Origin of the sequence: Nocardia sp. CDC153 (genome assembly GCF_035818515.1) — a bacterium.
GTDB lineage: Bacteria > Actinomycetota > Actinomycetes > Mycobacteriales > Mycobacteriaceae > Nocardia.
The window spans coordinates 1,062,224-1,083,622 of record NZ_JAYKYU010000001.1 but is presented as its reverse complement, the minus strand read 5'-3'; the positions used below and the strand labels follow the sequence as shown (position 1 = coordinate 1,083,622).

Sequence of the window (21,399 nt, the reverse complement as noted above, 5' to 3'; positions counted from 1 at the left end):
GCCGCTACCCTCTGGTGACCGGAAGATTTCTTGGATCTCACAACTCACATTCACCCCGCGACTGATGTGAGCGAACCGTTTTGATGCCTCCCCCGACGTCCTTACAGTCGACCCAGCAGCCCGGTATTCCAGCTCGAAGGGGGCGTCAATGGCTAACTCGCAGAACGGACTCTCGTCCGCCGATGCGCTGCTTCGACTGGGGAAGTACTTCAACCGCGGCGAGGTTTCCGGCGATTTGCGCACCCTGCACAAGGTGGGTGGGCGTGAGGCCGACGAGTTCTATCGCGAACGCTGGTCGCACGACAAGGTGGTGCGCTCCACCCACGGCGTGAACTGCACGGGCTCCTGCAGTTGGAAGATCTACGTCTCCGACGGCGTGATCACCTGGGAGTCCCAGCAGACCGACTACCCGAGCGTGGGCGCGGACAAGCCGGAGTACGAACCCCGCGGCTGCCCGCGTGGCGCTTCTTTCTCCTGGTACACCTACTCCCCCGCCCGCATCCGCTACCCCTACGTGCGCGGCACCCTGCTCGAGCTCTACCGCGAGGCCAAGACCCGCCGCAAAGACCCGGTGCTCGCCTGGGAGTCCATCGTCGAGGACCCCGACCGGGCCAAAGCCTACAAATCCGCGCGTGGCAAGGGCGGATTCGTTCGCGCCGAGTGGTGGGAGGCCGCCGAAATCGCCGCCGCCGCACACGTTTACACCATCAAGCGGTACGGCCCGGATCGCATCGCGGGGTTCTCGCCGATTCCGGCCATGTCGATGGTCTCGCATGCTGTCGGGGCTCGGTTCATTTCGCTCATCGGCGGCTCCATGCTGTCGTTCTACGACTGGTACGCCGACCTGCCCGTCGCCTCCCCGCAGGTCTTCGGCGACCAGACCGACGTCCCCGAATCCGCCGACTGGTTCGACGCCGGATACCTGATCATGTGGGGCTCCAATGTCCCGGTCACCCGGACCCCGGACGCCCACTACATGACCGAGGCCCGCTATCGCGGACAGAAGGTCGTGGTGGTCTCCCCGGACTACGCCGACAACACCAAATTCGCCGACGAGTGGGTGCCCGCCCGACCCGGCACCGATGCGGCGCTGGCCATGGCCATGGGTCACGTTGTATTGCGAGAGTTCTTCGTAGACAAGCAGACTCCCTACTTCACCGATTACGTCAAGCGCTACACCGACCTGCCCTACCTCATCACCCTCGAGGACAAGGACGGCGTCGCCGTCCCGGGCAAGTTCCTCACCGCCGCCGACCTCGGCCATACCGGCGAAGGCGTACAGCACCAGACCGTTCTGCTGGATGCCGACGGTAATCCGCAGGTGCCCAATGGTTCTCTCGGCCACCGCTTCACCGAGGCGGGCAAGGGTCGCTGGAACCTCGAGCTCGGGGATGTCGATCCCCTCCTGACCCTGCACGGGCGCACCGATGATGTTGCGGCCGTGCGGTTCCCCCGCTTCGACGGGCCCGCCACCGAGGTCCTCACCCGTGGCGTGCCGACCACCGTCGTGGCGGGGCGACGGGTGACGACGGTGTTCGATCTCCTGCTGGCCCAGTACGGCGTGGCCCGGCCCGGCCTGCCCGGCAGCTGGCCGACCGGCTACGACGATGCGAGTGAGCCGTACACGCCCGCCTGGCAGGAATCGATCACCGGCGTCCCCGCCCACCAGGCCGAACGCATCGGCCGCGAATTCGCCGACAATGCCGAGAAGTCCCAGGGTCGGTCCATGATTTTGATGGGCGCGGGCACCAATCACTGGTTCCATTCCGATCAGATCTACCGCTCCTTCTTCACCCTCACCCTGCTCACCGGCTGCCAGGGTGTGAATGGCGGCGGCTGGGCGCATTACGTCGGACAGGAGAAGTGCCGACCCGTAACCGGCTGGGCTACATTGGCTTTCGCTTCGGACTGGCAGCGCCCGCCACGTCAGATGCAGGGCACCGTGTTCTGGTACCTGGCCAACGACCAATGGCGCTACGACCCGTTCACCAGCGAATCGTTCGCCTCACCCCTCGGCAAGGGCAGCTTCGCCGGGCGGACCGCCGCCGACAATATCGCTCTCGCTTCACGTTTGGGCTGGATGCCCTCGTATCCGACCCTCGACCGCAACCCCCTCGACCTCGTCGACGAGGCCGAGCAGGCCGGTAAGGCTCCCGCGGATTACGTTGTGGACGGCCTGAAGTCGGGTGATCTGCGTTTCGCGTGCGAGGATCCCGACGCCCCCGAGAACTTTCCCCGCGTGCTCACCGTCTGGCGCGCCAATCTGCTCGGCTCCTCCGGCAAGGGCAACGAGTATTTCCACAAGCATCTCCTCGGCGCGGATTCCAACCTCCAGACCGCCGAGGCGACCGGTGTCCGCCCGCAGGAACTGGAATGGCGGGAGGAGGCCGCGACCGGCAAGCTGGATCTGCTGCTGTCGCTGGACTTCCGCATGACGTCCACGACGCTGTTCTCCGACATCGTCTTCCCGGCCGCCACCTGGTACGAGAAGCACGATCTGTCCTCCACCGACATGCATCCTTTCGTGCACGCCTTCTCCCCGGCCATTTCCCCGCCGTGGGAAGCCAAGACCGATTTCGAGGCCTTCCACCGCATTGCCCGCGGCTTCTCCTGGCTGGCCGAGAAGCATCTGGGCAAGCGCAAGGATCTGGTGGCGGTGCCGCTGCAACACGACTCGGCCGACGCGTTGGCGCAGGCCGGAGGACGCGTGCTCGATTGGAAGAACGGCGAGTGTGAGCCCATTCCGGGTGTCACCATGCCGAAACTCGTTGTCGTCGACCGTGACTATCCGAACGTCGCGGAAAAGATGGCCGCGCTCGGACCGCTGGTCGAAACGCTGGGACTCACCACCAAGGGTGTCACCACCGTGCCCGATGCCGAGGTAGATTACCTGCGCGGCGTGAACGGCACCGTGGTTTCCGGTGTCGCGCAAGGCCGTCCGTCCCTGGCCAAGGACACCCACGCGGCCGAGGCGATCCTGGCACTGTCCGGCACCACCAATGGCCGACTCGCGGTGGAAGGGTTCCACGCGCTGGAACGGCGCACCGGAACCGAGCTGGCCGATCTGGCGGCCGAACACGAGGGTAAGCGAATCACCTTCGCCGACACGCAGGCCCGGCCCGTTCCGGTGATCACCTCACCGGAATGGTCCGGGAGTGAGACCGGTGGCCGCCGGTACTCGCCGTTCACCATCAATGTCGAGCGTAAGAAGCCCTGGCACACGTTGACCGGGCGGCAGCACTTCTACCTCGATCACGACTGGATGATCGAGCTCGGGGAGCAGTTGCCGATCTACCGTCCGCCGCTGGACATGTCGGCGCTATTCGCCGAACCGGGCATCGGCAATGTCGGCGGCAATGGCGTGACCGTGCGCTATCTGACGCCGCACTCGAAGTGGTCGATCCACTCCGCCTACCAGGACAACCTGCACATGCTCACCCTCTCGCGTGGCGGGCAGGCGATCTGGATGTCGGATAGGGACGCCGCGAAAATCGGTGTGGCCGACAATGACTGGATCGAGGCGATCAACCGTAATGGCATCGTGGTGGCGCGGGCGATCGTATCGCACCGCATGCCCGAGGGCACGGTGTTCATGTACCACGCCCAGGACCGCGCGGTGAACGTTCCGCGCATCGAGGGCGCGGCGGATACCAAGCAGGGCAAGGGAAAGCGCGGCGGTATTCACAATGCGCTCACCCGCATCATGATCAAGCCCTCGCATCTCATCGGCGGCTATGCCCAGCAGTCCTTCGCCCTGAACTACCACGGCCCCACCGGAAATCAGCGCGACGAGGTCACCACCATTCGCAAGCGCTCGCAGGAAGTTGAGTACTGATCATGCGTGTTATGGCGCAACTGGCCATGGTCATGAACCTGGACAAGTGCATCGGCTGCCACACCTGCTCGGTCACCTGCAAGCAGGCCTGGACCAACCGCTCGGGCACCGAGTACGTGTGGTTCAACAATGTGGAAACCCGTCCCGGACAAGGCTATCCGCGCCGCTACGAGGACCAGGAGAAGTGGAAGGGCGGATGGACCCTCGACAAGAAGGGCCGCCTGACACTGAAATCCGGGTCGCGGATGAAGCGGCTGCTCAATATCTTCGCCAATCCGGATCTGCCCACGGTGTCGGACTACTACGACCCGTGGAGCTACGACTACGACACGCTGTTGTCCGCGCCGCAGATGGACACCACCCCGGTGGCCAAGCCCAAGTCGCTGATCACCGGCGAGGACACCAAGGTCACCTGGGGTGCGAACTGGGACGACTCGCTGGGCTCGGGTCCCGAGCAGGTGGGCAGGGACCCGTTGCTGGCCAAGCTCTCCGAGCAGGTCAAGCTCGAGTTCGAAGAGACCTTCATGTTCTACCTGCCGCGCATCTGCGAGCACTGCCTGAATCCCTCGTGCGCGGCGTCGTGCCCGTCGGGGGCGATCTACAAGCGGGCCGAGGACGGCATCGTGCTGGTGGATCAGGACAAGTGCCGCGGCTGGCGGCAGTGCGTGACCGGCTGCCCGTACAAGAAGATCTACTTCAACCACAAGACGGGCAAGGCCGAGAAATGCACCTTCTGCTACCCGCGCGTGGAGGTCGGCATTCCGACGGTCTGTTCGGAGACCTGTGTGGGTCGCCTGCGCTACATCGGCGTCATGCTCTACGACGCCGACAAGGTTCTCGAGGCCGCCTCGGTCACCGATGACAAGGACCTCTACCCGTCGCAGTTGGGCGTGTTCCTCAACCCGCACGACGAGCGCGTCGTCGCCGAGGCCGAGCGCGCCGGGATTTCCCCGGAATGGATTGCCGCCGCGCAGGATTCGCCGGTCTACAAGTTGATCGTCGACTATCAGATCGCGCTGCCGCTGCATCCGGAATACCGCACCATGCCGATGGTCTGGTACGTGCCGCCGCTGTCGCCGGTGGTGGACACCCTCACCCGGACCGGCCACGACGGGGAGAACCACAACAACCTCTTCGGTGCGATCGACGCGCTGCGAATTCCCCTGGAGTACTTGGCCGAACTGTTCACCGCCGGTGAGATCGGCCCGGTCCGAGCAGCACTACAACGCCTGGCGGGCATGCGCTCGTTCATGCGCTCGATCAACCTCGGCCAGGAACCCGACCTGACCATCCCCGACGCCGTCGGCCTCGAACCCGAGGAAATCGAGGCCATGTACCGCCTGCTCGCCATCGCCAAATACGAACACCGGTACGTGATCCCTTCCGGCGCGACTTCCCGCGCCCACGAACTGGATTCACTCGCCACCGGCTGCTCCCTCGACACCGACGGCGGCCCCGGCATGACGGCCTTCGACTACATGGCCGACAAATTCCACCTCACCGATACGAATGGTGCCGCCCCCGACCAGAAGTCGAGCCGAGTCAACCTCCTCAACTGGGACGGCAAGAGCACCACGGGACTGGTGCCCACTTCCACCAACGGCAACGGCGCCGCTGGCAATGGCAACGGAGCCAACGGAAATGGGCACCACTCCCCCGCCGCCGCGGAAATCGCCCCCGAGACGATCGGGCCGGAACCGACCGGAGCCAAGCGATGAGCCTGCTGAAGATCCGGCGACGGCCCGAGCCCGCCGTTGCCATGAGCGAGCGTGAGCGGCGGCTGGTGTGGCGGCTCGGGGCATTGCTGCTGGATTATCCGGGGGAGCAGACGTTGGGGATGATGGATGAACTCGATTCTGCCGCAGGGGAATTGCCCGACTCGGTGCGCCCACTCCTGGCCGGATTCCTCACCTACCTGCGGACGACCGATCCGATCGAGCTGGCTCAGCGGTATGTCGAGACGTTCGATATGCGGCGGCGGGCCAGTTTGCATCTGACCTTCTACGCCTACGGGGACACTCGCAAACGGGGGATGGCGTTGTTGCGGTTCAAGCACGCCTACCGGCATGCGGGGGTGGAGCTTGGGGATGAGGAGTTGCCCGATCATCTGCCGGTGCTGCTGGAGTTCGCCGCGACGGTCGATCCGGTGGGCGGGGAAAGGCTGTTGGGGGAACACGTCCCGGTGTTGGAACTGCTGCGGTTGTCGCTTTCCGACAGCGGATCGCCCTATGCCGGGGTGCTGGCGGCGGTGGTGGCCACTCTGCCACCGGTCACCACCGCCGACCGTCGGCGCATTGCCGAACTCGCCGCCCAGGGACCGCCGGAAGAAGAGGTCGGGCTCGACCCGTTCGCCATGGATCCGCTCGCCTTCACCGGACAGGAGGCACGCCGATGAGCTCCGCGCTCTGGCTCATGCTGCCCTACATCGCGTTCACCTCGTTCGTGCTCGGCCACCTGTGGCGCTATCGCACCGATCAATTCGGCTGGACCACACGGTCTTCGCAGATCTACGAGTCGCGGCTGCTGCGGCTGGGCAGTCCGCTGTTCCACTTCGGCATGCTCGGGGTGATCGGCGGGCACGTGTTGGGTGTGCTCATTCCGGAGTCGTGGACGAACGCCGTGGGCATCTCCGAGGAGGCCTATCACGTGGTCGCCGTCTCGGCGGGATCGGTTGCGGGACTGGCGGTCATCGCCGGAATCGCCATCCTGCTCTACCGCCGCAGCACCGTCGGAGCCGTCCGCCAGGCCACCACCGCCAACGACAAGGCGATGTACATCCTGCTGGCCGCGGCGCTGATCACCGGCCTGCTCAACACCTGGGGCAGCAACTTGCTGTGGGGCACCTACAACTACCGCGAGACCGTCTCCCCCTGGTTCCGCAGCCTGTTCACCCTGCACCCACACCCCGACCTCATGGTCGGCACCCCCTGGACCTTCCAGGTACACGGCCTGATCGTGCTGGCGCTCATCGCCTTCTGGCCTTACACCCGCCTGGTCCACATGTTCTCGGCCCCGGTCGGCTACCTGATCCGCCCCTACGTCGTCTACCGCGCCAAACCGATCAAGTCGGCCGACAAAACCCGCTACGCCCGCGCCTGGGAAACTCCCGCCATTCCGCGCCAATAGGACCGCTTGTATATCAATGGCGCGCCGAGGTAGCCGGTGTTATGGTTCCGCCGCGGCCTGACCGACCGGTTGGGCTCGAGTTGTCCTCGGGGGATTTCGTGTTCAATTGGTATGTCGGCCTGCTCGCGGTCAGCGGCGTCATCATGCTCGCGCTGGCGGCCGTACGTCAGGGCCAGAGCCAGCTGTCGCGCGTGCTCAATGCCGCCTTCGGCGTCGGATTCATCGGCTACGCCTTTTATCTGGCGTTCCTTTTCGACGGCGGCTCGTATTTCATCTTCTTCCAGGCCTTCATCCTGCCGGTCATGATGGTGGTCAACTACTTCCGCAATCGCACCCCCAAGCCCAAGCTGACCGACACCCAGAAGGCCTGGCGCGAATACCAGAAGTCCACCGGCAGCCAATAATCCGGTGTCGGGCTACGCCGATCGGCTCGACAGGGTGCGGGCGCTCAGGTAGTCGACAGCGTCACAGGGCTGGTCGCCGGCGTCGCGCCGGAGGTTGTCGACGGCCGCGTCGAGCTCGGGGCTCGGGCCCTGCTCGGCGAGCAGGACGACGATGGCCTCCAGCACAGCGCGTCGCGGGTTCGGCTGGGCCAGTAGCTCTTCCAGGTACGTGTCCGGATCCGACAGGCGCAGGGCGCGACGGGCCGCGGCGTGCACGCGCCGGGCCAGTTCCGTGCGGATCTCCGTGACGTCCCGGGGGACGACGTGGCCCGGCTGGTACGGGTCCAGCCGGATCGTCCACAGCTGGGCCGGATCATCCGGGACACCCTCACCGGCGAGCAGGCCCGGACCGGTGGCGGCCTCGATCGCGATAGGCGACAGGCCCGCTCGCTCCCTGCGCCAATTGCAGAACTCCCACCACGCCACCGGCGTGCCCGCCGAACTCAGACCGAAGCTGAGCACCTGCTGACCCGCGGTGAAGGTCCGGAAGATCCGCGTGCGCTCCAGCCGGGCGGTGCCCGTCTCGGTCACGCACGCCCAGGTGGGCTCGGCCCCCTCAAACCCGTAGGGCTCCAGTAGCTTCCCCGTTTCGCGCATCAGGCGGCGCAGTGCTGAATCCGGTTTGACCACCCCCGCAGAGTAGCGGCGGGAACCGACAGGATCGCGGAGCTGCGCATCCGCCCAGTACGCGGCGCGTCGCGAAGGACACGCCGCGTCCGGGCGCGGTGAGCACGACGCTGTGCCTACCGTCTCGCAGCCGCGATCACTGCTTCGGGTTGGACCAGATGTCGTTCACCGTGGCCGCGTACGCGTCATTGTTGGTGAGCGGTTGCAGACCCAGAGCGGTGTCGATCGTCCGCAGCAGACCGTACTGATCGGTGCGCTGCGAGCTGGTGAAACCGGCCTTCACCGAGCCCTGCGAACCCAGCATGATGGTCGGCACCCGGTTCGGGTACAGCGGGCCGAACGCCTTCACCGCGCCCTCGTCGAAGGTCAGGATCAGCAGCGAGCGTTGCTGCTTCCACACCGGGGAATCGAAGATGACCGGCAGCGTGGTGCTCAGCCAGCTGTCACCCGACGCGACGCCGCAGCCCTCCATGTTGTGGCATTCATTGGCCGCGAACCACACGAAGTTCGGGGTCGTGGCCGCGGACTTCAGATCGGTCGTCATCTGGGTCAGCGGCTGCACATGCGCCGCGCAGTAGGCCGCGTCGGACTTGATGTTCTTGAAGTACAGGAACGGCAGGTCGTCCTGGTAGTACTGGCCGTGCGCGGTCTGATCGCAGTTGCCGTTCTCGTCCTCGGCGTAGCCCTTCCAGGTCTTGTGCGCCGCGTCCACCCGATTGCCGATATGGGTGGCGTCGATGGTGGTGGTGCCCACGCTGTTGTCGACAAGACCATAGAGACCACCCGCCGCCAGCGCGACATAGTTCGGATCGCTCGGATGGGTCGTGGCGTAGGACTGGCTCAATGTCGCACCCTGCGGCCGCAGGCCATTGATGTAGGGGGCCTGGGAATTTCCGATGATGCCGCTGACGCCGTCGTAGTCCTGGTTCTCCATGTAGACGACGAATACGTGGTCGTAGCCGGGCACCGAGGCGGCCGGCGCGGTCAGCTTCGGCGCGGGCAGGGACGCGCCGATGGTGAACGACAGATCGTCGGCATAGCCGTCATTGGTGTCCCCGGCGGTCCAGGTGAAATTGAGCGCGATCTTGACCGAGCGCGTGCCCTTGGGCAGCGTGCCCTTCGTATCACGCTGCACCATCCCGGTTTTCAGCCCGCGGTCGATGCTGCTGACATCGTCGCACTCGGCCGAACCGAGCTGCGCTCCCGAGGCGCTCAGGAATGTCGCGGTCATATTGACCCGGTCCAGCTGGGCACCGAAGCCGCCCAGCCAGCCGTTCAGGTCGAAGCTCACGTTCCCCTGGTCGATGGCCGAGCCCGCGGCCGCGACATTGACGGTCTGGTCCATCTCGGAATTGCCGGTGCCGCCGCCCGCGAAGAACTTCGCGCCCCGGTTCGACGGACCCGGCGAGGAGGCGTCCGGCCAGCCGGATTGCCCGTAGCACACCGCGTTCGGCTCGCCCTTGCCGATATTCCAGCCCGGCAGGGTCATGCCGTCCAGACCCCGCGGTGAGCACTGCGCGACCGCCTCGGCATCGCCGTCCACGATCAGATTCGGGCTCGTGACCCCGGCCTGCGCGGCGGTCGGCGTGAGGGCCGCACCGCCGAGCCAGACCAATGAGGCGGCGGCCGCGAGTGCGAGGGTCTTGCCGCGGGTGTTTCCACCGCCGTTGTGGCGCATACGTGTTCCTTTGCGAGTCGTCACCGAAATGCGGCTCGAATGAAACAGGTTGCAGGTATCCAGTTGGTCGTCTGACCATGACCAGCCGGTGAATGTGCCGGGGCTAGCGGAGGTACGGGGCGGGCTGGGTCCAGTGGAAGCCGCGCGAGAGCTGGCGGAAGCTGGCGAGGTCGACGCGGGACAGGACCAGGTGGACGGGGCGGCCGTAGAACTGGCCGTCGAGGATCAGCTGGTCGGGCTGGGGCTGTTGGTAGTTCAGGGTCGCCAGTTTCCAGACGTGGTCGAGGTCCTTGGTGATGGTGACGGTGCCGCGCTCGGTGTCGATCACGGCCGGGAGGTCCAGGAGCGAATCGTCCGGGCGTTGGGCGGTGACGGCCTGGGGGAGGTCGAAGATGAGGCGGCGGAAGCGGTCGGCCGCGGCGACCGGCTGGCCGTTCGAGGTCTGCTCGGTGACATTCCAGATCCCGTAGAGCGGTGAGTGGGGGCGGCCGTTGCCGTAGAACTGCCAGGCGTCGTGGCCCTCCATGACGGTGGTGATCAGCAGCCAGACACCCGCGATCGCCTGGCCCCACACCAGGATTCGGCGAGCGCGGGGCGTGGTCACCAGCGGTTCGGGGGCGCGCGGCGGCACCGCGCCGCCGGTCAGGGCCCGCACGATCCGGAGGATGTCCGGGGCGGCCAGCACCAGCGCGTACACCAGCAGTTGCAGCGCGAGCAGCTTCACGGGCACGTCGTAGGTGAGGTTCACCAGGAACACCTGCAGACACACGATCACCGACAGCACCGCGCCGAGCCCCGCCGTCATGGGCAGGATCAGCAGCAGGGCCGCCACGACTTCGGCTGCGCCCAAGGCGATTTCGTAGGGCTCGGAGGCGGCGGTCGAGGACCACAGCACCGCCATCGGGCTCATATCACCGAACGGCTCCACCAGACGCTCGAGACTGAAGGCCATCTGCGAGGGCAGCAGCTTGGTCATCCCGTACAGCAGCAGCGCGCTCACCAGCGCGAATCGCAGGGTCAGCCGGAACCAGCCGTAGAGTCGCGCGTAGTTCGGGCGGGCCCGGTCCAGCAGCGACCACACGGCGGTGACCGGCACCGCCACGAGCAGCAGAGTGCACACCGAGATCCAATTCGCTTGGGTGTCACTGCTTCCCGCGAACAGCCACCGCACCTCGGTGTCGAAGACGTGCTCGCCCACCCATTCGGTCAACGGATGCAGGCTCGTCCACTTCGAGGCCGCCTCCACGGTCGACTCCGGCACCCGTAGGGAACGCAGCAGCGAATGGAACACCAGCACCCCGGCCATGCCCACACCCAGCACCACGAACCCGTAGCGGAAGATGATCCGCGCCAACGGATTCCACCGCTCCACCGCGCTCGGTTCGGGCTCCTCCACCCTGACCTCAGCGACCAACTCCGCGACCACGCCGCTCCCTCCGAGCCCCGACCCGCAAACAAACTCCTTGCGGCGGTGAACGTTAGAGCGGCGCGAAGGGCGCGGGTACCCGGCAAATTCCTTGCCCCGATACTCCGCGCCCCGAGAGCTCGTGCCCCTCGAATGGGGGTGTCAGGCTCGTTTCGAACGGGCGAAGCGGCGCATGATCGGGTCGTCGACCCAGTGGTAGAGCGCCGCGGCGAGCACGGTCGACACCACCAGGCACAGCAGCGAGAAGCCCGCCCAACCGAGAACGCCGAACTCCCTGCCGCCGATGAGGTATCGCGTGACCAACACCATGACAGGGAACTGGATGAGATAGAAGGCGAAGGAGATATTGCCCAGCCAGACCATGCGCGGATGCGCGGTGATGCCCCGGACACCGTGCAGGTCCCGGGTCGCCATGGTGGCCACCACCGCGGTCATGGGGGCGAGCATGAGCACCGACATCTTGTAGTTCACCGGCACCACCCAGGTCGCCGCGTAGGAGATGGCCAGCGCGATCAGCGGCCACGCCATATTCGTATTGCGCCACCGGCCTTCGAGCACCATGCGCGCGGCCAGCACGCCGAGGAAGAACTCCGGCAGTCGAGAGAGCGGGAAGTTGTAGCTCAGCCAATACGACGGGGACACCGGGATATTCGGCTGCCGGAACCAGGCCGGGGAGGCGTGCAGCTCGTAGTAGGGCGAGGCATTGCCCGGAACCAGACGCGGCGCAAAGGCATTCGCGATGCCCTTGGGACCGTCCACCCACAGGAAGTACGAGGTGTGCAGCGCGACGATGCCCAGCATGAGCAGACCCATGGCGAGCAGCAGGCGGCGGGTCGGGATCTTCATGACCAGCGGCAGCACCAGCGGAAAGCTGAAGTAGAACAGGATTTCCGCGGCCAGCGACCAGGACGGGACGTTCAGCCCGCCCACCGTGGTCCACTTCGGCCACCAGGTGTGCACCAGCAGCAGATTGGGCACCCACACCACCGCCCGATGCAGCGGCACACTGGCCACCGCGATGAACGCGGCGGCCGCCAACAAATGCGTCGGCCAGATCTTCAATACGCGCCGACGATAGAAGGCGCGCAACGTCATTCCCGGCCGATACGACCAGTAGATGATGAACCCGGACAGCACGAAGAAGAAGGTGACCCCCGCGGCCCCGAGCTGCATCGGCACCCATTCGTGAATGTGCCGGAACATCTCCGACTTCTGAAACGGATACACCGGCAGAAACACCAAGGCGTGCAACACGAACACCGCGAACGCCGCCCACCACCGCCCACCGGTCAACGACGGCAGCGCGGGCCGCTCCCGCCGAGCCCGCTCGATCGCGGCGTCGGCCGCCTCGCTGGATTCGGTGACGTGCGTGGGTTCAATGGTGCCCGTGGACGAGGCCACCCTGGCGTAGTCGACCGACCCGGTGGATTCGGCGGGTCGGGTGAGCTCTGCGGTCCGTGCCGATCCGGAGGTTCGCGCGTCCAGGAAATGCTGTGCGGCAAGGGCTTCCGTTGGCTGCGCGACAACCGCCGCCGTCTCCTTGCCCGTGGCGGGCATGACCTCGGTCATCGTGCGTACCTCTCGTGCAATGCGGTGGCGATCACGGTGTCGCCCTGCGGTGCCGGGTGAATTCGGCGGCGCGTCGGTCCTAGGGTCGGATTCGCGGGGATGCGCTGCGCGGCAATGACTCCCACCGGTCGCGCGGCGACCGGTGCCGTCTCTCTGCCCGTGGCGGGCATGACCTCGGTCATCGTGCGTACCTCTCGTACAGTGCGTTGGCGATTACGGCGTCGCCCTGGGGAGCCGGGTGGAAGGGGAGGCCGTCGACCTTGACCAGGGGGTCGAAGACGCCGTTGATCCACTGTTGGGGGGTGCAGAGGCCGTGGCCGGCGGTGAGGGCGCGGGCGTCGAGGTAGTCCAGGTTCATGGTGGCGGCGGCCTCGCGTTCGGCCTGGTCCATGCGGTTGAAGTACTCGACCACCGTGCGGCCGTCGGGTTGGGTGACGGGGACGCCGACGATGTCGAAGCAGATGGATTGCTGGTCGGGGCGGAACAGCTCCGGATAGCCGACGATGACTATGCGCGCGTTGGGCGCGTAGTAGCGGATGTAGGTCACGACCTTGCTGATGCGCGCGGCGTATTCGGTGCCGGTGATATTGCGCGGATCGACCATGCGGCCGTCGGCCACCGCTTCGGGGCCGCAGCCGCCGGCGAGATCGTAGAAGCACGCCTCGGTGGAGCTCCACGGGGATTTGTCGGCCCCGCCCCAGTGATCGTTGAAGCCGAGTTGGATTGTCACCAGCTTGGTTCCGGGCCCGAACGCGCCCGCCTTGGCGGCATTGGCGGCCTGCACGGTCAGGGTGTAGCCGTCGCCGCCCTCGATGGTCGCGCCGGGGCAGGACTGATTCCAGACCTGATCGCCCGACACCCCCATGAGAGCGCTGAGCTGCACCGGCCAGGCGGTGTCGCCGTGATCGCACTTCTTCTCGTTGGAGAACGGGGCCCACCCGTTCGCGGTGTACGAATCACCCAGAATGACAAGCGGTTTGCCACTCGCCGCCGGATCGGTGGCGGCCAGCGGAGTATCGGCGTGCGCGCCCGCGGTCCCCGTCATGGCCGCTGCGATGGCCATGAAGGCGGCGCACAGCGAGGCCGATGCGCCTGGGAGACGGAACTTCATTTTCGAACCCTCGAATCGCAAATTGAACTATGAGTCTTCAGTTTTGCGCGGAGTGTGCTGAGCCGCGGGTCGCGGCATCGGTCAGCGGCCGTATCGGTCGTAGATCGCGTGCGCGACCACGGCGTCGCCCTGCGTGGACGGATGGAAGGGCAGGCCGTCGATCCCCGTGCGCGGATCGAGGATCCCGTTCAACCACGGCTGCGACGAGCAGAGGCCGTGGCCGGTGGTGAGGGCACGCGCGTCCAAGAACTCGATGCCCAGCAACTGGGCCGCCTCCTGCTGCGCGGCCTGAATCCGGTCGAGGTACTCCACCACCGCGCGCCCGCGCGGATTGATGAACGGCGCGACCCCGGCAATGCTGAGGCAGACGGTGCTGCTGCCCGGCACGAAAAGCTCCGGGTACCCGACGAAGACGATCTTCGCGTTCGGCGCGTAGTACTTGATGTAGGTGACGGCGTTGCTCATGCGCTTGGCCATCACCGCGCCGGAGACCCCGGTGTAGTCGGGTATCCGATGCTGTTCGATCGCCTCCGGATCACAGCCCAGGACGAGGTTGAACACACAGGGCTGCAAGGAATTCCACAGGGTCTGATCCGACGAGCCCCACTTGTCGTTCATCCCGAACTGGATGGTCACCAGTTTGGTGTTCGGTCCGAACGCACCCTCCTTGTCGGCCCGCTGCGCCTCCTGGGCCAGGCTCCACCCGGGCCCGCTGTCGATCGACGCACCCGGACACGACGGGTCGTCGACCCGATCGGTCCCGTACACGCCCATCAGCTGGCTCAGCTGCACCGGCCAGGCCGTGCGCCCGTGCAGATTGCAGTCGTCGCGGCCGGTGAAGTGGTCCCATTCGTTCGCGGAGAACGAATCACCCAGCACCACAAGGTCTTTGCCCGCGGGAGCCGGATCGGCACCCGCGCCGCCCGCCGCGGTCAGCGATGCCGCGAGCGCTACGACGGTGGCGCACAACCACCGCCCGCCATTGCCCAACACCTACTCGTCCAGTTCGCTCAGTACCCGGCGCGCGGCTCGAATCCCGGAGCGTCCAGGGTCGGGGGCGCGGGCTTCTCGGCCTGCTGGGTCTGCGGCGCGGGCTTGGGGGCGGGCTGCGGGGCCTGCGCCGGTTCCGGCGCGACCGGTTGCGGCGCTGCGGGTTCGGTGGCGGCGGGCTGGGGCGCGGGCGCCTCGGTAGTCGGAGCCGGGGCCGCGGTGGTGGTCGGGGCGGGCGCGGAGCTCACGGCCTGCGAGGTCGCGACGGTGCTGCTGGTCCCGCCCTGGGACCCGTCCGATGCTTTGTCACTGCCGCATCCGGTAGCCCCCGCGAGCACCAATGCCCCGCCGATCACAGCCGCCGCGGCGCGCGCAGCGAAAACCCCCGGTGTAGCAGACTTCATGTGTACCTCTAATCCCAGAACTGAAGTGTCAGATGTTCACTTCAGCGGGGAGTGTATTCAACCCATCCGGCCCGCCCACCCCGATTCGGAAAACTGCCCCAAATCTCCAGGGCAGACGGGCGAATAACAGCTGGTCAAAGCCGCTTCCGGGCGATAGAACAGGTTTCAATCAAAGATCGATTCGGACCCATTCCGGTCCATCGACAGCTCGGCGCGAGCCCACGGGCCACGAGTGCGAGCGCCCGCACCGAGAGGCACGGGCCCCCCGGCGGACGACAGGTGCCAGCCCCAGCTAGCGCGGCAGGGAGAGCTCCCACAGGCAGCGGGTCCGAGCCACAGGCGAAGCGAGCGAGCCGCCGTGGGCAACAGGTCCGTGTCGCGGGGCAACAGGTCCGTGCCCCCTCGGGCGATGAGAGCGAGCTCCGGCGGGCGATGGGAGCGGAGCCGTGGGTTCCAGAGTGTGGGCGGGTGTTTGACCTGTTCGTTCGGGGTCTCGTATCGTCATCTGATCGGCGATTCGTGGAATCCGGTGGAAATCCGGGACGGTCGCGCCACTGTGAGCACTCCGCGCGGGTGTGAGTCAGACCCCGGCCGCCGAGGTAGATATCGGCCGAGGGGCGCGTAACCCCCTCCCACCCTAGGAGTTCCCGTGGCGACGTCCTACGCTCCCCGTTCCGGCCTCGGTGCCGTCTCCATTTCCATCCCCACCCCGGTGTGGTTGATCGGCACCACCCTGTTGGCGCTGCTGGCGATCTACTTCATCGGGTTCGACCAGGGCGCGGTGTCGGTGTTCGGCAACGACATGCACGTGCACGAATTCGTCCACGACGGACGGCATCTCCTCGGTTTCCCCTGCCACTAGTCGCGGGAATCGGGTCGACACAATGGAAAAGCGAATCATCGGCCGAGGCGTCCTGCTGGGCGGGCTCGGTGGATTGCTGGCGTTCCTGTTCGCGCGGATCCTGGCCGAGCCCATCATCGATCGGGCCATCGACTACGAATCCGGGCGTGACGACGCGCAAATGGCGTTGGACAAGGCCGCGGGCAAGCCCATGGACCACGAGATGGGCGCCGAGCTGTTCACCCGCGGACAGCAGGCCAACATCGGGCTCGGCTTCGGCGTGATCGTGCTGGGGATGGCCATGGGCGCGCTGTTCGGGGTCGTGTACTACCTGGCGTTGCGGCGGGCCGGGAAGATCACCGCGCGGAATCTGGCGCTGCTGGTGTCGGGTGGGATGTTCCTGGCGGTGTACGCGGTGCCGTTCCTGAAGTATCCGGCCAATCCGCCGGGGTCCTCGGACGCGGACACCATCAAGGAGCGCACGGGGATGTTCGTGGTCATGATCGCGATCAGCGCCGTCGCCCTGCTGGCGGCGGTCTGGCTGGGGCGCAGACTGGCTGCGCGACTGGGGAACTGGACCGCTGCGGTGGCGGCGGCCGCCTCGTTCACGGTGGTCATGGCGGTGGTCATGCTCGCACTGCCCAGCTTCGCCTCGGAAACGCCGGAGGCGCTGAAGGATCCGTCGGGTGCGATCGTGTACCCGGGCTTCCCCGCCGCCGACCTGTACGAGTTCCGGCTGTATTCCTTCGCGGCCCAAGCGATTCTGTGGATCGTGATCGGCGTCGGCTTCGCCTGGCTGGCCCCGCGCCTGCTCGGCGAGCGCGCCGAGTCCGCGACCGCGGCGGCATGAGCGCGGTCACCCGGCTCACGCTGATCACGCACGCGATCACCGACGCGGTACAGGCCGCCCGCTTCCCCGCCGACGAACCGCTCAACCCACTGGGTGAGCGGTCCGCGACGAAGGCGGGCGGCCTGCCCGGCCTGGAACCCGGCCAGGTCCTGTGCGCACCTGAGCTCCGCACCGCGCAGACCGCGAAGGCCTTGGGCCTCACCGGAACCCCGGAACCCGCACTGCGCGACCTGGATTGCGGCACGTGGTCGGGCAAGTCCATGGATGAGCTGCCCCCGGAGCAGCTGATGGGCTGGCTCACCGACCCCGCACACCGCTCCCACGGCGGCGAGTCCCTCACCGACCTCCTCGCCCGCGTCGGCACCTGGCTCGACACCGTGGCCGGAACCGGCGACCGCATCATCGCCATCACCCACCCCGGCGTGGTCCGCGCGGCAGTCCTTTACACCCTGAACTCCCCCGCAGAGTCCTTCTGGCGCATAGACATCCCGCCGCTGACCGCCACCACCCTGCACCACCGCTCCCCCGCCTGGACCCTGCGCACCACGGCCCACCCCCTCGCCCCCTGACCCTCACCCCCGCTCGGTCCACAGATTCCACCCCGAGGACGCGGCCCGCCGCTTCGCCAACAATTCCAAATACGGCACCAACCCCGCGAAATACCGCCGCGCCTCACACTCCTTGCCACACTCCCGATGGGAATCCAACCCCCGCTTGGCGACTTCCAAATTCTGGACCGGATAGTCTGGAACCTCATGTGAAATAGGCTGTCCCACAGTTCATCTCCAATGACTCGTCGCGAACCGAAACGAAAAGGCCGAATGCCGCTGGCCTGCCACGAGTACACTCTGGATAAGCGGATGGCGGAACCTTGAAATGCCCGAATCCGCTTGCGGGATGGGGTTATTCCATTACAGAGGCCCCCGTGGCGAAGTCCACCGCGGTGGGGTCTTCCATATTTCGGAGCGTCCGATAGTGAGGCTAACGAGATGACAAGCGGATCGACCATGGCACGCAGGGCATTAGGGCGAGAGCTGAAGCGGCTGCGAGAGGCCAAGCGAATACGGCAATCCGAAGGTGGGCGCATTATCGGAGTCTCACCGCAGACCATCGGGCGAATGGAGGACGGGCTGCCAACGAAGGTGTCCGACCTCTACATAAATACCTTGTGCGATGCCTACGACGCCACCGCAGAAGAGCGCCGGATCCTGCTCGAATTGGCCTTCGAGGTGCGAGCCACACACAAGGCGGGTGGCGGCTGGTGGCGTGCATACGCCGATCAGATCCGAGAGGGTTTCGACCATTACATGGGACTGGAGGACTCTGCCCGGAGCCTGTCCGCATGGAGGCTCACACTCATCCCCGGGCTACTCCAAACGCCCGAGTATCGCCGCGCGATCGCATGGACCGAGACACCCAGCGCCCCAACGGAAGAGATCGAGAAGCGGCTCGAAGTGTTGGTGCGCAGGCAGACACGACTCAACGACCCCACCTTTGCCGTCGATGTTCTTTTGTCCGAAATGACCCTTCGTGATCAGATCGGAGGAGTCGGTGTCATGGCAGGCCAGCTGCTCAAGCTTCTGGAGGTCTCAGAACTTCCCAACGTCCAAGTCCGGGTGGTCCCCTTCGGCACGGGCTACCTGGGATCGCGTACAGGATCATTTGTGCTGCTGGAGTTTCCGAAGCTGCCAGCTTCCGGATTGCTCGAACCACCCGTGGTCTACGTGGAAGAATATGCTGGAGACCTCTACCTGGAACGGGAGGCCGAGGTGAAGCGGTACCGCGAGGCCTTCGCGGAGATCAGCCGGGTAGCGTTGGATCACGACACAAGCCGACAGTTCATCCTGTCGGTAGCGAAGGAGTACGGCGCGTGAGCATCGACCTATCTCAGGCCCAGTGGTTCAAATCGACTCGCAGTACCTCTCAAGGCGAATGTGTCGAAGCGGCGCATCTCGACGAGGGCATGGTAGCCGTTCGTGACTCCAAAAATCCTGGTCCCGCACTGGTTTTCGGTGCGGCGGAGTGGGATGCCTTCCTAGCTGCGACGCAAACTGGGCGGTTTGATCGGGCGTGAACGCAAGCCCCCGATAATCCGGGGCTACTGCCACCCCCGGTGCGGTCACCATGATCGAGTGCATGCGAATTCTCATGCTCCCGATCGCCATTGGCGCGACCATGATTGCCCTCGCACCATCCGCCTACGCCGACTACCAGCTCGACAGCGTCTCCGTCTCCGCCCCCGTCGGCAACTACGGCACCGGCTGCACCTACACCCTCACCGCCACCGGCATGTACGCCTACTACACCCGCTTCTGGGACAACGGCGTCCCCCTCCCCGACGACGCAAAAGTCAACGGCTCCACCGTCACCCAATCCTGGAAGCCCACCACCACGGGCCCCCACACCCTCGTGGCCCACGTCAACGGCGACCCCACCGACAAAACCATCGTCACCACCGTCTCCAACGGCCTCAACCTCGGCAGCACCTGCATCGGCCTCTAGCCCACGAGCATGCATTTCAGCAGCCAACCCCCGAGTAACCCCCTGCTGAAATGCATGCTCGTCGCCACGATCTGGTAGGAAGACTGGCAACGGATCGTGGGGAGGGTTGGGGTGGAACAGCCTCGGGGTGGGTGGGAGCCGATCGCACTGGCGCAGGACCAGGTTGGCTTCGAGCCGTCGACATATTGGGTCGGCAGCGGGAAAGCCGTGTGGGCGGCCATCATCGCCACACTTTTCGGAGCGCTCGGCATCTGGGCGATGGCGAGCGCAGTCGAGCGGCATGGTCTGTCCGGCCAATCGATGCTGGGCTACCTGCTGATCGGAATCCCGTTCCTGACGTTCGGTGCATTCCCAGTCGGCGCACTCCTGTTGCTCTGCCGCTCGCGGCTGGGCAAGGTCGTTACTCTCACGGCATCCGCCGTGATGGCCGTGCTCATACTCCTGGTAGTCCTGAAAGAGCGATTCTCCGGCCGGGTCGTCGGTTCGTTCATCCCGCTCGGCCTGATCGTAATGGCCATCGCAGGTCTCACCGCCAGCAAGTCGACAAAGCGGTGGCTCGCCCGGGGTTAGGAGGGAGGGAGTGGCCGTAGCCGCGGGTGGTGCCTTGGTGGGCGAGGGCGGTCAGGGAGGTTAGGACGCGCGGGGTGGAGATTCGGGTCCAGGCGAAGTTGATTAGGTAGACCAGCGCGACGAACGCCATGCCGAGGTCGCCGCTGTAGATGCCCTTGAATGCGGGGACTGCGATGCCGAAGACGATCACCCCGGCGCTCGCCAACCAGATCCACGCGGTGTTGCGGTCGCCCTGGCGGCGGCTTCGTTCGTAGACGATCCATTGGTTCCACTGGACGATCTCGTCGGGTGTGGTGAGGGTTGGCAATTGGCGGGTGCGGACGGCGTCGTCGAAGCGGCGCATCTGATCCCGGCCGCCGAAACGTTTGCGGGCCGATGCTTGGCCGAAGCCGACCACCACCATGCTGACCACGCACAGCGCTGCCCAGAAGGCCATTGAGAATCGGTCGATGCCCGTCAGTGCCAGCCATACCCAGCCGTATGCCGATGCGAGGCCGGAGGCGCGAGTGGGGTGGGGCGTAGTGTCGGGAGGCATGACCTTTCGAAACGAGAGCAGCTCAGTTCCGGTGACCGTTCTCAACGATGGGACGACGATTCCGTCGTTGGGGTTCGGGGTGTTTCTGGTGGAGGAGGGGGATACGTTCGCGTCGGTGACCGCGGCGCTCGAGGCGGGGTATCGGAGTATCGATACGGCGGCCATTTATGGCAATGAGGCCGAAGTGGGGCGGGCGATTCGGGAGTTCGGGATCGCTCGGGACGAGGTGTACGTCACCACGAAGCTGTGGAATTCCGAGCAGGGGTACGACTCCACATTGCGGGCGTTCGACGCGAGTATGGAGCGGCTGGGGCTCGAGCATTTGGATCTGTATCTGATCCACTGGCCGGTGGCTCAGGCCGATCGGTACGTGGATACGTTCCGGGCGTTCCAGAAGTTGAAGGCGGAGGGGCGGGTTACCTCGATCGGGGTGTCGAACTTCAATCGGGATCATTTGGAGCGGCTGATCGCGGAGACCGGGGAGACGCCGGTCATCAATCAGATCGAGTTGAGCCCCAATCTGATTCAGGCCGAACTGCGGGCCTTCCACACCGAGCACGGGATCGCCACCGAGGCGTGGAGCCCGCTCGGACGCGGTGCGGCGCTGCAAGATCCGACGATCGTCGGCATCGCGGGCGAGATCGGGCGCACGCCCGCGCAGGTGATCATTCGCTGGCATTTGCAGCTCGGGAATGTGGTGATCCCGAAGTCGGTGACGCCCAGCCGGATTCGGGAGAACTTCGACGTGTTCGCCTTCGAGCTCACCGACGATCAGATGCGGGCCATCAGCGCGCTCGACAGCGGCACCCGCGTCGGCCCCGATCCGGCCACCTTCACCGCCGGGCTCTGAAGACCATCGACTTTTGACCCCAGGGTAATTTACCCTGGGGTC

22 protein-coding genes and 1 riboswitch are annotated in these 21,399 nt (G+C 66.0%); of the genes, 13 read left to right on the top strand and 9 right to left on the bottom strand.

The window, feature by feature from the left end; translation table 11 throughout:
* Positions 1-148: 148 nt before the first annotated feature.
* The 5 genes from VMT65_RS04885 to VMT65_RS04865 all read left to right on the top strand — a co-directional run bounded on the left by VMT65_RS04885 (position 149) and on the right by VMT65_RS04865 (position 7,365).
* The gene (locus VMT65_RS04885) at positions 149-3,835 is read left to right on the top strand and encodes a nitrate reductase subunit alpha (protein WP_326306691.1); all 3,687 of its coding nucleotides are present in this window, start codon (positions 149-151) and stop codon (positions 3,833-3,835) included.
* A gap of 11 nt (positions 3,836-3,846) precedes the next feature.
* Positions 3,847-5,553 (top strand): nitrate reductase subunit beta, encoded by a 1,707-nt coding sequence (gene narH, locus VMT65_RS04880; RefSeq protein WP_326307453.1) that lies wholly within the window; start codon positions 3,847-3,849, stop codon positions 5,551-5,553.
* Entirely contained in the window at positions 5,550-6,230 is a 681-nt protein-coding gene (gene narJ, locus VMT65_RS04875; protein WP_326306690.1) for a nitrate reductase molybdenum cofactor assembly chaperone, read from the top strand. Before narH ends, narJ begins: the two co-directional genes overlap by 4 nt.
* Positions 6,227-6,961 carry a respiratory nitrate reductase subunit gamma gene (gene narI / locus VMT65_RS04870; RefSeq protein ID WP_326306689.1) on the top strand — a complete coding sequence of 245 codons (735 nt, stop codon included), beginning with the start codon at positions 6,227-6,229 and terminating at the stop codon, positions 6,959-6,961. Before narJ ends, narI begins: the two co-directional genes overlap by 4 nt.
* 98 nt (positions 6,962-7,059) lie before the next feature.
* Positions 7,060-7,365: a hypothetical protein gene (locus tag VMT65_RS04865; RefSeq protein ID WP_326306688.1), complete on the top strand. Its 306-nt coding sequence runs from the start codon at positions 7,060-7,062 to the stop codon at positions 7,363-7,365.
* A 12-nt stretch (positions 7,366-7,377) separates the two neighbouring features.
* Here VMT65_RS04865 and VMT65_RS04860 read toward each other — a convergent pair whose 3' ends face one another.
* The 8 genes from VMT65_RS04860 to VMT65_RS04825 form a co-directional block, all read right to left on the bottom strand.
* The gene (locus VMT65_RS04860) at positions 7,378-8,034 is read right to left on the bottom strand and encodes a hypothetical protein (protein ID WP_326306687.1); all 657 of its coding nucleotides are present in this window, start codon (positions 8,032-8,034) and stop codon (positions 7,378-7,380) included.
* 133 nt (positions 8,035-8,167) lie between these two features.
* Entirely contained in the window at positions 8,168-9,709 is a 1,542-nt protein-coding gene (locus tag VMT65_RS04855) for an alkaline phosphatase family protein (RefSeq protein WP_326306686.1), read from the bottom strand.
* A gap of 103 nt (positions 9,710-9,812) precedes the next feature.
* The gene (locus VMT65_RS04850; RefSeq protein ID WP_326306685.1) at positions 9,813-11,135 is read right to left on the bottom strand and encodes a DoxX family protein; all 1,323 of its coding nucleotides are present in this window, start codon (positions 11,133-11,135) and stop codon (positions 9,813-9,815) included.
* Between the two features lie 141 nt (positions 11,136-11,276).
* Entirely contained in the window at positions 11,277-12,704 is a 1,428-nt protein-coding gene (locus VMT65_RS04845) for an acyltransferase family protein (protein ID WP_326306684.1), read from the bottom strand.
* A complete protein-coding gene (locus VMT65_RS04840; protein WP_326306683.1) occupies positions 12,701-12,886 on the bottom strand; it encodes a hypothetical protein in 186 nt (61 codons plus the stop codon). Before VMT65_RS04840 ends, VMT65_RS04845 begins: the two co-directional genes overlap by 4 nt.
* Entirely contained in the window at positions 12,883-13,815 is a 933-nt protein-coding gene (locus tag VMT65_RS04835) for an SGNH/GDSL hydrolase family protein (RefSeq protein ID WP_326306682.1), read from the bottom strand. Before VMT65_RS04835 ends, VMT65_RS04840 begins: the two co-directional genes overlap by 4 nt.
* Before the next feature lie 81 nt (positions 13,816-13,896).
* Complete coding sequence (locus VMT65_RS04830) at positions 13,897-14,808, bottom strand: SGNH/GDSL hydrolase family protein (RefSeq protein WP_326306681.1); 912 nt, start codon at positions 14,806-14,808, stop codon at positions 13,897-13,899.
* A gap of 17 nt (positions 14,809-14,825) precedes the next feature.
* On the bottom strand, positions 14,826-15,209 hold the full coding sequence (locus tag VMT65_RS04825; RefSeq protein WP_326306680.1) for a hypothetical protein: 384 nt from the start codon (positions 15,207-15,209) through the stop codon (positions 14,826-14,828).
* 471 nt (positions 15,210-15,680) lie between these two features.
* Positions 15,681-15,819: riboswitch (cobalamin riboswitch) on the top strand.
* Positions 15,820-15,858: 39 nt separating this feature from the next.
* Between VMT65_RS04825 and VMT65_RS04820 the strand changes: the two genes are divergently transcribed.
* From VMT65_RS04820 to VMT65_RS04790, 7 genes are all read left to right on the top strand, one after another.
* Positions 15,859-16,071: a CbtB domain-containing protein gene (locus VMT65_RS04820; RefSeq protein ID WP_326306679.1), complete on the top strand. Its 213-nt coding sequence runs from the start codon at positions 15,859-15,861 to the stop codon at positions 16,069-16,071.
* Positions 16,072-16,093: 22 nt separating this feature from the next.
* Positions 16,094-16,900: a CbtA family protein gene (locus VMT65_RS04815; protein ID WP_326306678.1), complete on the top strand. Its 807-nt coding sequence runs from the start codon at positions 16,094-16,096 to the stop codon at positions 16,898-16,900.
* Positions 16,897-17,469, top strand: a complete 573-nt coding sequence (locus VMT65_RS04810) for a histidine phosphatase family protein (RefSeq protein WP_326306677.1) — start codon at positions 16,897-16,899, stop codon at positions 17,467-17,469. The genes VMT65_RS04815 and VMT65_RS04810 overlap by 4 nt, the downstream gene beginning before the upstream one ends.
* 420 nt (positions 17,470-17,889) lie before the next feature.
* Complete coding sequence (locus tag VMT65_RS04805; RefSeq protein ID WP_326306676.1) at positions 17,890-18,774, top strand: helix-turn-helix domain-containing protein; 885 nt, start codon at positions 17,890-17,892, stop codon at positions 18,772-18,774.
* Positions 18,771-18,974: a DUF397 domain-containing protein gene (locus VMT65_RS04800; RefSeq protein WP_326306675.1), complete on the top strand. Its 204-nt coding sequence runs from the start codon at positions 18,771-18,773 to the stop codon at positions 18,972-18,974. Before VMT65_RS04805 ends, VMT65_RS04800 begins: the two co-directional genes overlap by 4 nt.
* Positions 18,975-19,036: 62 nt before the next feature.
* On the top strand, positions 19,037-19,402 hold the full coding sequence (locus tag VMT65_RS04795) for a hypothetical protein (protein WP_326306674.1): 366 nt from the start codon (positions 19,037-19,039) through the stop codon (positions 19,400-19,402).
* Positions 19,403-19,513: 111 nt separating this feature from the next.
* Positions 19,514-19,972 carry a hypothetical protein gene (locus VMT65_RS04790; protein ID WP_326306673.1) on the top strand — a complete coding sequence of 153 codons (459 nt, stop codon included), beginning with the start codon at positions 19,514-19,516 and terminating at the stop codon, positions 19,970-19,972.
* Here the strand turns inward: VMT65_RS04790 and VMT65_RS04785 are convergent.
* Positions 19,929-20,408 carry a hypothetical protein gene (locus VMT65_RS04785; RefSeq protein ID WP_326306672.1) on the bottom strand — a complete coding sequence of 160 codons (480 nt, stop codon included), beginning with the start codon at positions 20,406-20,408 and terminating at the stop codon, positions 19,929-19,931. The two genes, VMT65_RS04790 and VMT65_RS04785, sit on opposite strands and share 44 nt — an antisense overlap.
* A gap of 97 nt (positions 20,409-20,505) precedes the next feature.
* On the opposite strand from VMT65_RS04785, the gene VMT65_RS04780 reads away from it, so the two are divergent.
* The gene (locus tag VMT65_RS04780) at positions 20,506-21,357 is read left to right on the top strand and encodes an aldo/keto reductase (RefSeq protein WP_326306671.1); all 852 of its coding nucleotides are present in this window, start codon (positions 20,506-20,508) and stop codon (positions 21,355-21,357) included.
* Positions 21,358-21,399: the final 42 nt, after the last annotated feature.

Excerpts from the sequence above, each read along its gene's own strand:
- VMT65_RS04885 (WP_326306691.1), top strand. The coding sequence starts at position 149 with ATGGCTAACTCGCAGAACGGACTCTCGTCCGCCGATGCGCTGCTTCGA.
- narH (WP_326307453.1), top strand. The coding sequence starts at position 3,847 with ATGGCGCAACTGGCCATGGTCATGAACCTGGACAAGTGCATCGGCTGC.
- narJ (WP_326306690.1), top strand. The coding sequence starts at position 5,550 with ATGAGCCTGCTGAAGATCCGGCGACGGCCCGAGCCCGCCGTTGCCATG.
- narI (WP_326306689.1), top strand. The coding sequence starts at position 6,227 with ATGAGCTCCGCGCTCTGGCTCATGCTGCCCTACATCGCGTTCACCTCG.
- VMT65_RS04855 (WP_326306686.1), bottom strand. The coding sequence starts at position 9,709 with ATGCGCCACAACGGCGGTGGAAACACCCGCGGCAAGACCCTCGCACTC.
- VMT65_RS04845 (WP_326306684.1), bottom strand. The coding sequence starts at position 12,704 with ATGACCGAGGTCATGCCCGCCACGGGCAAGGAGACGGCGGCGGTTGTC.
- VMT65_RS04840 (WP_326306683.1), bottom strand. The coding sequence starts at position 12,886 with ATGACCGAGGTCATGCCCGCCACGGGCAGAGAGACGGCACCGGTCGCC.
- VMT65_RS04835 (WP_326306682.1), bottom strand. The coding sequence starts at position 13,815 with ATGAAGTTCCGTCTCCCAGGCGCATCGGCCTCGCTGTGCGCCGCCTTC.
- VMT65_RS04825 (WP_326306680.1), bottom strand. The coding sequence starts at position 15,209 with ATGAAGTCTGCTACACCGGGGGTTTTCGCTGCGCGCGCCGCGGCGGCT.
- VMT65_RS04815 (WP_326306678.1), top strand. The coding sequence starts at position 16,094 with ATGGAAAAGCGAATCATCGGCCGAGGCGTCCTGCTGGGCGGGCTCGGT.
- VMT65_RS04810 (WP_326306677.1), top strand. The coding sequence starts at position 16,897 with ATGAGCGCGGTCACCCGGCTCACGCTGATCACGCACGCGATCACCGAC.
- VMT65_RS04805 (WP_326306676.1), top strand. The coding sequence starts at position 17,890 with ATGACAAGCGGATCGACCATGGCACGCAGGGCATTAGGGCGAGAGCTG.
- VMT65_RS04795 (WP_326306674.1), top strand. The coding sequence starts at position 19,037 with ATGCGAATTCTCATGCTCCCGATCGCCATTGGCGCGACCATGATTGCC.
- VMT65_RS04785 (WP_326306672.1), bottom strand. The coding sequence starts at position 20,408 with ATGGCCTTCTGGGCAGCGCTGTGCGTGGTCAGCATGGTGGTGGTCGGC.
- VMT65_RS04780 (WP_326306671.1), top strand. The coding sequence starts at position 20,506 with ATGACCTTTCGAAACGAGAGCAGCTCAGTTCCGGTGACCGTTCTCAAC.